The following is a 9,230-nucleotide window of genomic DNA, read 5'->3' as shown; positions in this document are numbered from 1 at the left end:
CCACCCAGGTCAGCGCCGTCGCAGGACTCGGAGCCCTGGTTGACGGTGTCGTCGCCGCAGACGGGGTCGATGGTGCATGCGGAGGTGTCGAACCCGCAGGAGGCGTTGCAGCCGAGGGTTCCGCCGTCGAAGCCCTGGGAGACGCAGGTTTCACCACCCAGGTCGGTGCCGTCGCAGGACTCGGAGGTCTGGTTGGCGGCGTCGTCGCCGCAGATGGGGTCGATGGTGCATGCGGAGGTGTCGAATCCGCAGGAGGTGTTGCAGCCGAGGGTTCCGCCGTCGAAGCCTTGCGAGACGCAGGTTTCGCCCGCAAGGTCGGTGCCGTCGCAGGACTCGGAGGTCTGGTTGACGTCATCGTCGCCGCAGACGGGGTCGATGGTGCAGGCGGAGGTGTCGAATCCGCAGGAGGTGTTGCAGCCGAGGGTTCCGCCGTCGAAGCCCTGGGAGACGCAGGTTTCGCCCGCAAGGTCGGTGCCGTCGCAGGACTCGGAGGTCTGGTTGACGTCATCGTCGCCGCAGACGGGGTCGATGATGCAGGCGGAGGTGTCGAATCCGCAGGTGTCGGAGCATGCGAGTGTGCCGCCGTCGAAGCCCTGGGAGACGCAGGTCTCACCGTCGAGGTCAGCGCCGTCGCAGGTTTCCTCGTCGGTGTTGACCTCGTCGTCGCCGCAGATGGGATCAAAGAAGCAACCCGAGGTATCCAGGCCACAGCTCTCCGTGCAGCCCAACTCGCCGCCGTCGAAGCCCTGGGAGATGCAGGTCTCTTCGCCGAGGTCTTCGCCGTCGCAGGCTTCCGTTTCTTGATTCAGTTCGTCGTCGCCGCAGGTTTTGGGGACTTCGTTGACGCAGGCGGAGGTGTCGAAGCCGCAGGAGGCATCGCAGCCCAGCGTGCCGCCGTTGAAGCCCTGGGTGATGCAGGTTTCACCGCCGAGGTCGGTGCCGTCGCAGCTCTCGTCGCCTTCGACAAGGTCGTCGCCACAGGTGGGGCCGGGGGTGATGTCGGTGTCTTCGTCGGCATCGGCGTCAGCACCGGTGTCTTCGCCGGGATCCACGTCGGCGTCCTCGCCGGCATCTTCGTCGATGATGTCGGTGTCGCCGATGTTGGGACGGACATCGTCGTCGGTGCCGCAGGCGCTCAGGGAGACTCCGAGCAGCAGTACGAGCAGCAGAGCGCTGAGCGGGTTGCGTGGCGAGGGTGTGGGGGCGAAGGGGCGGTTCATGGGATACTCCAGCATCGGGCGTGCATTATGCAGCGTGTTGATTAAGCCGTTTTGGCCACGTTTTCGCGCACTTAGGCGGTCTTCGGGCGAGCGGTTGCGTGAAAGGCGGGCACCCTTTCATATTCCTGGCGAGATGTCCAATGCGTGCGTGTGAGAAGGCGTTGATGGGGCGTGTGGGGGGCGTGTTGAGGAGAGACGCGCTGGAGACGCAGCGGCCAGAAGATACGCAAGCGTGTTGATGAGGGGGCGGAGGGGTTCGGGCGCGTTCGCCGAGGGGCAGGGGCGCAGCATGTCGGATTTGTGGTCCGACCGAGAGACGGGCAAGGGCGTAGATTGGCGCGACGTTGTACCGACCGAGAGACGTACAAGGGCGCGGAGTGGCGCGATGTTGTGCCGACCGAGAGACGGGCAAGGGCGCGGAGTGGCGCGACGTTGTGCCGACCGAGAGACGGACCAGGGCGGCGCGACGTTGTGCCGACCGAGAGACGGACCAGGGCGCGGAAGCCGGGGGGCGTTTTGGGGATTGCTCGCCAGGGGAGGCTGACGTAGCGTCGGGGACGTTGAGTTGTTTGGGTGGTCAGTACGCACGTTGCGCGCGGGGAAGGACATGGGTCGAGACGGTCGGAAGATGGTTGCGGCGCTGGTGCTCAGCGCGCTTGTGGGGTTGGGAGCATGCAACTCCGGCAACCTCTCGGGGCGCGGCGTGGATGCGCGCGATGCCGGGGGGCTTGAGGACAGCGCCGCGCTCGATGCGGACGATGGTGGGGGCGTGCAAGATGTTGAAGATGTTGGGGATTCCGGCGGGGGCGGGGATGTCGGTGAGGTTGGTGCCGATGGTGGGGACGACGTTGCGGACGTCGTGGACGCGTCGGACGACGACGTGACGCCCGATGTGGATGAGGAGCCGGTCTGGGCGTGTGGGGGCACGCCCGATTGTGATGCGGTGGATGTAAACACCACGCTCGGGCAGATGCGGGGGCTCGACGGGTGTGCGTTTGAGCTCGCGCTCGAAGATCCGATGGCCGATGGCGAGGCGTTGGCCGACCGCCTGCTGGCGCGGGTCACCGGTGAGGCCGGGGGGCAGGCCCGCAGCATGGCCGATGTGCTCGGAGCGCTGAACCGTGAGGGGCGTGCCGGGGTGCGCAGCGCCACCCAGACGCGCTTGAGCGGGCTTGGAGCTGCGGGGTTTCGCTGGAACAGCGGTGATGATGAGGTCAGCTACTGGTACCCACAGGGCATCAGCGGGTCGAGCGACGCCGATGCCTCGGGGCTTGTGGAGGGGCGGCGGGTGCTCATGACGAGCTGGTACCACAAGACCGAGGCGCGGCCGACCAAGGGGGCGCGGCTGAGCGTGGCCGACATCACGGACCTGAGTGACGTGCGCTACCGACACCTCTTGCTCGTCGATCCGGTGGAGGAGGGCGGTCAGGTCGACTTTGAGAGCGCGTCGTACGATAGCGGCAACGCCCTGCACGCCGGGGGCATCGTGTGGTGGGGGCGCTACCTCTACGTGGTCGATACGGTGCAGGGGATCCGCGTCTACGATCTGGGGCGGATGTTTCGGCCCAGCCACACCGATGATACCGGGGCGATCGGCATCAGCGGCGGACGCAGTGATGCGCACGGCTATCTCTTTGCCGTGCCGCGGATCGCGCGCTACCGGCTGACGTCGGCGTCGTGTCGGGTGCGTTTTGCGTTCGTGGGGCTGGATCGACAGAGCGATCCGCCGGCGCTGGTGACCGGGGAGTATTATTCGGATCACGCGCAGGGAAAGATGGTGGTCTGGCCGCTGGATGCGGCCACCGGATTGTTGGAGACGCGCCAGGGTAGCACGTTTGCCTCCGAGGGGCTGGTGGTAGGTCAGACCCGCGCTCAGGGCGGAACACGGGTCGGCGGTGATTTTTATGTGTCTTCGTCGAGTCAGGATGGCAGCGACGGAAGGCTTTATAAGGGGCGTCCGGGTGGCCAGAACACCTCGGTGAACTGGGTCTACGGGGCCGAAGATCTCTATTATGAGCGCGCCCACGACCGCATCTGGACCGCGGCCGAACACCCCGGCGCGCGCGACGTGGTGAGCATCGAGCGCTTTTAAGCGCCGTGTTTTGGGAGGGTGATGATGAGGGGCAGGGGAAGGCTGAGTCATCACCTCGGGATGCGTCGCAGGAATGTGCAGGGCCCTTAAGGGGCTTAGCCTCCGGGCGGGATGCACCCGCCAGAACGGTATCTGCCAGATAAGGACTGCCCATGCTCGACGACACCATCGTCATCATCTCCTACGCCTCCCAGGTCGACGCCCATATTGCACGCACGCGTCTGGCCGACGCCCAGATCCCGTGTGCGCTGGAGGATGAGGGGATTGTGGCGGCCTACGGGGGGATCAGCAGCGCGGTGGGGGGCGTGAAGGTGCGGGTGCGTCGCGAGGATGCGCAGCGGGCCTACGCGCTTTTAAGCGATACCTCCGACGGGTTTCTGGAGGACTCGATGTTTGTGGACGAGGAGGAGGCCGCGCTCTTCGATGCCGAGGAGGATGCGAGCCGTGAGGATGAGGGCGGTCAGGGCGGGAAAGGCGGGGTGATCGGAAAGATCGCTCGGATGCTGCGGGGAGGTTGAAGGTTGGGCGGGGCTAAGGGGTTGATGTTGAAGGGGATTTCGATGTGGGGTGTGAGGCGGAGCCGGCAGGGTTGAACCGGAAACAAAAAAGGCCGCGCGGGGGCGCGGCCTTTTTTTATGCCTGAGTGCTCAGACGCTGTGCGTTGTGACGTCGATCAGGGCGTCGGCTCGAAGTTGGTGCGCAGGAAGTACTTGCCGAAGTCGTCGGGCGTGTTGCCGTAGACCTCCAGGGTGTAGGTGCCCTGGACGAGGAAGATCGAGACGAGCTCTTCGCGGTCGCTCTGCTGCGTATCGGTGATCTGGATCGGGTTCCCGGACGCGTCGAGCAGGGCGAGGTTGAGGTCGCCGAGCGCGTGGTGCGAGAGGAGGCTCAGGGTGAGGTTTCCGGATTCGGGAAGGGCGATCTCGTAGAAGTCGGAGTGCTCACTGACGCTGAAGGTGCTGCGCTCCCCACAGAGGATGCCGTCGACGACGTCGCTGGGGGAGATGGGGACGGCGGTGTCGGCGCTGTGGTTGGGCGCAAACATATCGTCAGCCGGGCAGCTCAGCTCCAGGTGGGCCGGGCAGAGCACTTCGGTGCGGAAGCCGTAGGTGTTGGTGGACTCACTCCAGCCGTCGACCCGGATCTTGTAGACGCCGGAGGCGGTGGCGGCGTGCGTGAGGGTCTCGTCGTCGGAGGAGGAGAAGCCGCGAACGACGAAGTTGGTCACATCAAAGAAGGTGGTGGGTTCGTAGAGGTAGAGGTCGAGGTCGCCGTTGGCATCGGTGAAGGTGATGTCGGCGTTGATGGTGCAACCCGCCGGCACGTAGATCTCGTACCAGTCTTCGGTCTGTGCCACGCAGAGGGCAGCGTCAAAGAAGGCCAGGGGGCCTTCGAGCGCGTAGCTTGCGTCGACGTCGTCGTTGGGCTGGAAGATGTCATCGGTGGGGCACGTCGGGGCGGCCGGGCAGCTGACGGCGTTCGCGGTCAGGGTGTAGGCGGAGGTGGCCGTGTTGAAGGGCTCGACGTTGAGGTAGTAGCGGCTGGTGGAAGCCATTCCGCTGACGTTTTCGGCGGTGCTGCCACCGGCGGCGCTCTTATCGAGGCGCATGTTCTCGGTGTTCAGTTCCAGGTCGATGTCCTGGCTGGTCGAGAAGGTCGAGCCGGTCATGATGAGGTCGGCGTCGATGGAGCAGCCCACCGCCGCGTCGAGGATGTAATGGTCGATGTCGTCAGCGCAGATGGCCGCGTCGTAGGCGACGCCCGAGGTCAGCACGGTGGCCTGGGCCCGGGAGTTGTTGGGCTCGCCCGAGTCGACGTCGGCGCAAGCGAGGGGAGCGGTGCAGGCGGAGGTGTCGAATCCGCAGGAGGCGTTGCAACCCAGGGTGCCGCCGCCAAAGCCCTGGCTGACGCAGGTCTGGCCGTTGAGGTCAGTGCCGTCGCAGGACTCGGAGGGCTGGTTGACGTCGTCGTCGCCGCAGATGGGGTCGGTGATGCAGGCGGAGGTGTCGAATCCGCAGGAGGTGTTGCAGCTCAGGGTTCCGCGGTCGAAGCCCAGGGAGGCGCAGGTCTGGCCATTGAGGTCGATGCCGTCGCAGGATTCGGAGGGCTGATTGACCTCGGCGTCGCCGCAGACCGGGGCGGCGGTGCAGGCGGAGGTGTCGAAGCCGCAGGAGGCGTTGCAGCCGAGGGTGCCGCCGCCAAAGCCCTGAGTGATGCAGGTTTCGCCATTGAGGTCGGCGCCGTCGCATAACTCGGAGGTCTGGTTGACGGCGCTGTCGCCGCAGATGGGGTCGGTGGTGCAGGCGGAGGTGTCGAAGCCACAGGTGTCGGAGCAGGCGAGGGTGCCACCGTCGAAGCCCTGGGTGACGCAGGTTTCGCCATTGAGGTCATCGCCGTCGCAGGACTCGGAGGGCTGGTTGACGGCGCTGTCGCCGCAGATGGGGTCGGTGGTGCAACCCGAGGTGTCGAAACCGCAGGTGTCGGAGCAGGCGAGGGTGCCGCCGTCGAAGCCCAGGGTTTCGCAGGTCTGTTCGGCGAGGTCAGCGCCGTCGCAGGCTTCGTCGTCGGTGTTGACCAGGTCGTCGCCGCAGATGAGGTCGGTGGTGCAGCCGGAGGTGTCGAAACCGCAGGTGTCGGAGCATGCGAGGGTGCCGCCGTCGAAGCCCAGGGTTTCGCAGGTCTGTTCGGCGAGGTCAGCGCCGTCGCAGGCTTCTTCGTCGGTGTTGACCAGGTCGTCGCCGCAGATGGGGTCGGTGGTGCAGCCGGAGGTGTCGAATCCGCAGGTGTCGGAGCAGGCGAGGGAACCACCGTCGAAGCCCAGGGTTTCGCAGGTCTGTTCGGCGAGGTCAGCGCCGTCGCAGGCTTCGTCGTCGGTGTTGATCAGGTCGTCGCCGCAGATGGGATCGAAGAAGCAGCCCGAGATGTCAAACCCACAGCTCTCGGTGCAGCCCAGCTCGCCGCCGTCGAAGCCTTGCGTGAGGCAGGTTTCTTCGCCGAGGTCTTCGCCGTCGCAGGCTTCGGTTTCTTGATTAAGTTCGTCGTTGCCGCATGTTTCGGGGACGTCGTCGAAACACTCCGAGGTGTCGAAGCCGCAGGAGGCGTCGCAACCCAACTCGCCGCCGTCGAAGCCCTGCGTGAGGCAGGTCTCGCCATTGAGGTCGGTGCCGTCGCAGCTCTCGTCGCCTTCGACCAGGTCGTCGCCGCAGGTGGGGCCGGGGTCGATGTCGGTGTCTTCGCCGGTGTCTTCGTCGGGGTTGGTGTCCTCATCGGGATCGGCGTCGGTGTCTTCGCCGGCGTCGGTCTCGTCGATGATGTCGGTGTCGTCGGTGTTAGGACGGACGTCGTCATCCGCGCCGCAGGCGCTGAGCGCGAGGGCGAAGAAGATGGCGAGCATCGAGAAGCCGAGCGGCTTGCGCGGCGAGGGCGTGGGGAAGAGACTGGGGCGCATAGACGACTCCATCAGCGGGCGTACGGAGGTTCCAAAAAGAACGCCGATTCGTTTACGGTGTCCGCCACTCAGGTGGCGTTCGAGCGTCGGCGGTGGCGAAGAAGGCGGTCACCTTTTCATGATTTATTGGCGATGTCCAATGTGTGGCCATGTAGGGCCATGAGCGCAGTGTGGCCCATCCTTGCGAGGAGAGACGATGGAGACGGAGCAGCGGGAAGACAACAAAAAGACCTTGAAGATCGTGTTGATTGTGCTGGGCGTCACCGCCGTGTTGAGCGCGCTGTGTTGCGGGGGGGCGGCCTTTCTGGGGGTGGGGATGTTCAGCGAGTTGGCCGAGGTGGAGAAGGCCTATTATCCGGCGTGCGAGAACCTGGAGGATAGTGAGGCGTGCTCGACCTGCTGCCGGGAGCGCGGCCACAACGGGCATGCCTACGGCGACTGGATCAATGAGGGGGGCAGGCTCTGCGGGTGTCTGGGCGATGGGAAGCCCGACGGGGTGGCGCCGGTCGAGGCGGAGAGCGCGGCGGAGTAGAGCGGGTCGGGGGAGTGAGGCCAGGACATGAAAAAAGCCGGCACCCTGTGGGGGCGCCGGCTTTTTGTGCGGTACCTGAAGTTGTGCACCGCCCCGGGTGGGGCGGTGCGCGTGGTTATTGGACGCTCGTCTCCAGGTTATAGACGCCGTCACCGTAGCCGCGCACCTCCAGGTAGTAGGTTCCGGGGGTGACGCTGGTGCTGATGCTTTCCTCGTCGACGTCGAAATTGAGCGAGTCGGTGATGACGTCGAAGGCGCTGTTGTAGAGGCTCAGGTCAAGATCGCCGTTCTCGTCGATAAAGGAGATGGACGCGTCGAGGGTTCCGCTGGAGAGGACTTCGAGGCGGTAGAAGTCCGAGCTGAAGGACTCATCCTCGGTCCGGCAGAGGACCGCGTCGAAGCTGTTGTTGGGGAGGATGGCGATCGCCGAGGCGAAGTCGCCGTTGGGTGCAAAGACGTCATCGGCCGGGCAGCTGAGGCGGTCGAGGGGGTCGGCGCAGGTGATGGTGTTGCGCAGGCGGTAGGTGTTGTTGGCGCCATTGTAGCCCTCGACACCGATGTTGTAGACGCCACCCTCGGTGACCACACCGGTGGAGACGGCTTCGTTGTCGGTGGAGCTAAGGCTGGAACTGGCGACCAGGCCCTCGGTGTCGTAGACGTGAAGGTCGAGATCACCGTCGGCGTGGATGAACTCCAGGGTGCTGTCGAGCTTGCAGCCTTCCGGGACGAAGATCTTGTAGAAGTCGTCGTCGGGGGTGCAGATGGCGCCGGCGAGGATGGCCGAGGGGCCTTCCAGGGGGTAGGCGTCTTGTTGCGTGGGGTTGGGGCCGAAGGCGTCGTCGGTGGGGCAGGTGGGGGCGTCGGCGCAGGTGATGTCGACGACGTCCGTGCGCAGGGAGTAGGTGCCCGTGGAGCCGCCGAAGGGCTCAACACGCAGGTAGTAGGAGCTGGTGTTGCTGCCGCCTTGCACGGCATCGACCAGACCGGCGCCGCTCTGGCTGTCGTCGAGCTGGCGGGTGGCGGTGCTCAGGAAAAGATCGAAGTCCTGGCCGCTCTCCGGCTGCATCTGGGCGGTGACCTGGCATCCCAGGGGCAGGCTGATGTCGTAGTAGTCGACGTCATCGGTGCAGATGGTGGCGTCGAGGATGGTGCGGAACTCGATGGGGGTGGAGGTGGTCAGGGTGTTGTTGCCTTCGTAGCGGTCGTCAACCGGGCAGGCCGCCAGCGGTTCGCAGACGACGTTCTGGAAGTCGATCTCATAGCTGTTCTCGCTGCCCTCACGGCCGAAGATGACGACGAAAAAGCCGGTGGTGCGCGGGTCGCCGTTGATCGAGGTGGAGGTGCTCAAGGTCTTGGTGGCGTCGTCGGACTCGTCGAAGTCCAGAAGTTCGCCATAGACATTGTAGAGGTAGACGTCATGAACGTCGTCGCCTTCGCCGAAGGTGATGACGGCGTCGCCCTCGCATTCCAGGGTGGCGGTGAAGGAGTAGACGTCGACCTCATCGCTGCCGCAGATGGCGTCCTGGACGGGCAGGTTTTCCATGTCGACGGTGGTGGCGTCGCTTAAGGTGTTGTTGGACTCGGGGCCTTCGAAGTCGCCGCAAGCAAAGGGCGTGCTGGTGCAAGCGGAGGTGTCGAATCCGCAGGTGTCGGAGCAACCCAGGGTGCCGCCGTCGAAGCCGAGGCTCTGGCAGGTCTGGCCGCCAAGGTCGGTGCCGTCGCAGACTTCGCCGTCGCCATTGATGTCGTCGTCGCCGCAGACCGGATCGGTGGTGCAAGCGGAGGTGTCGAAGCCGCAGGTGTCGGAGCATGCGAGTGTGCCGCCGTCGAAGCCGAGGCTCTGGCAGGTCTGGCCGCCGAGGTCGGTGCCGTCGCAGACTTCGCCGTCGACGTTGATGTCGTCGTCGCCGCAGACCGGATCGGTGGTGCAAGCGGAGG

The 9,230-nt window shown here is 65.5% G+C and carries 4 protein-coding genes and 2 pseudogenes; 3 read left to right on the top strand and 3 right to left on the bottom strand.

Annotated elements, in window-relative coordinates; genetic code table 11:
• A pseudogene (locus FRC96_RS00555) lies at positions 1 to 1,220 on the bottom strand (solute carrier organic anion transporter); the annotation flags it as partial.
• Positions 1,221 to 1,827: 607 nt separating this feature from the next.
• Between FRC96_RS00555 and FRC96_RS00550 the strand changes: the two are divergent.
• Both FRC96_RS00550 and FRC96_RS00545 read left to right on the top strand, forming a co-directional pair.
• Positions 1,828 to 3,312, top strand: coding sequence for a hypothetical protein (locus tag FRC96_RS00550; RefSeq protein WP_146972098.1), 1,485 nt, complete (start codon positions 1,828 to 1,830; stop codon positions 3,310 to 3,312).
• A 152-nt stretch (positions 3,313 to 3,464) separates the two neighbouring features.
• Positions 3,465 to 3,830, top strand: a complete 366-nt coding sequence (locus FRC96_RS00545) for a putative signal transducing protein (protein WP_146972097.1) — start codon at positions 3,465 to 3,467, stop codon at positions 3,828 to 3,830.
• A 155-nt stretch (positions 3,831 to 3,985) separates the two neighbouring features.
• Here FRC96_RS00545 and FRC96_RS00540 read toward each other — a convergent pair whose 3' ends face one another.
• Positions 3,986 to 6,760 (bottom strand): PPC domain-containing protein, encoded by a 2,775-nt coding sequence (locus FRC96_RS00540; RefSeq protein WP_146972096.1) that lies wholly within the window; start codon positions 6,758 to 6,760, stop codon positions 3,986 to 3,988.
• A gap of 196 nt (positions 6,761 to 6,956) precedes the next feature.
• Between FRC96_RS00540 and FRC96_RS00535 the strand changes: the two genes are divergently transcribed.
• The gene (locus tag FRC96_RS00535) at positions 6,957 to 7,292 is read left to right on the top strand and encodes a hypothetical protein (protein ID WP_146972095.1); all 336 of its coding nucleotides are present in this window, start codon (positions 6,957 to 6,959) and stop codon (positions 7,290 to 7,292) included.
• A gap of 115 nt (positions 7,293 to 7,407) precedes the next feature.
• On the opposite strand, the pseudogene FRC96_RS00530 reads toward FRC96_RS00535, so the two are convergent.
• Positions 7,408 to 9,230 (bottom strand): annotated as a pseudogene (locus FRC96_RS00530) (hypothetical protein); the annotation flags it as partial.

The sequence above is a fragment of the Lujinxingia vulgaris genome (assembly GCF_007997005.1).
Taxonomy (GTDB): Bacteria; Myxococcota_A; Bradymonadia; order Bradymonadales; family Bradymonadaceae; genus Lujinxingia.
This window is presented reverse-complemented; position numbering and strand designations above follow the sequence as displayed.

Coding starts and splice junctions, on each gene's coding strand:
- FRC96_RS00550 (WP_146972098.1), top strand. CDS start 1,828: ATGGGTCGAGACGGTCGGAAGATGGTTGCGGCGCTGGTGCTCAGCGCG.
- FRC96_RS00545 (WP_146972097.1), top strand. CDS start 3,465: ATGCTCGACGACACCATCGTCATCATCTCCTACGCCTCCCAGGTCGAC.
- FRC96_RS00540 (WP_146972096.1), bottom strand. CDS start 6,760: ATGCGCCCCAGTCTCTTCCCCACGCCCTCGCCGCGCAAGCCGCTCGGC.
- FRC96_RS00535 (WP_146972095.1), top strand. CDS start 6,957: ATGGAGACGGAGCAGCGGGAAGACAACAAAAAGACCTTGAAGATCGTG.